The sequence below is a fragment of the Halostella sp. PRR32 genome, assembly GCF_034808085.1.
Taxonomy (GTDB): Archaea; Halobacteriota; Halobacteria; order Halobacteriales; family Natronoarchaeaceae; genus Halostella; species Halostella pelagica.
On record NZ_JAXHGL010000087.1, the window covers coordinates 1 to 277 of the forward strand.

1 protein-coding gene is annotated in these 277 nt (G+C 71.8%); it reads left to right on the forward strand.

Annotated features, from left to right (window positions below):
• On the forward strand, window positions 1-277 hold a 277-nt coding region (locus SM753_RS20485), incomplete at both ends, for a GTP-binding protein (protein ID WP_323192918.1).

A 277-nucleotide genomic window follows, 5' to 3' on the forward strand; every position in this document is an offset into this window, starting at 1 on the left:
GGCCGACCGGCTGGTCTCGTTCGTCGACACCGTCGGCCACGAGCCGTGGCTGCGGACGACGATCCGCGGGCTCGTCGGCCAGAAGCTCGACTACGGGCTCCTCGTCGTCGCCGCCGACGACGGCCCGACGAAGACCACCCGCGAACACCTCGGGATCCTGCTGGCGACGGAGCTGCCGACGATCGTCGCGATCACGAAGGCGGACGCCGTGACCGACGAGCGGCTCGCCGAAGTCGAGCGCGAGGCCGAGTCGATGCTGCGAGACGCCGGCCAGACG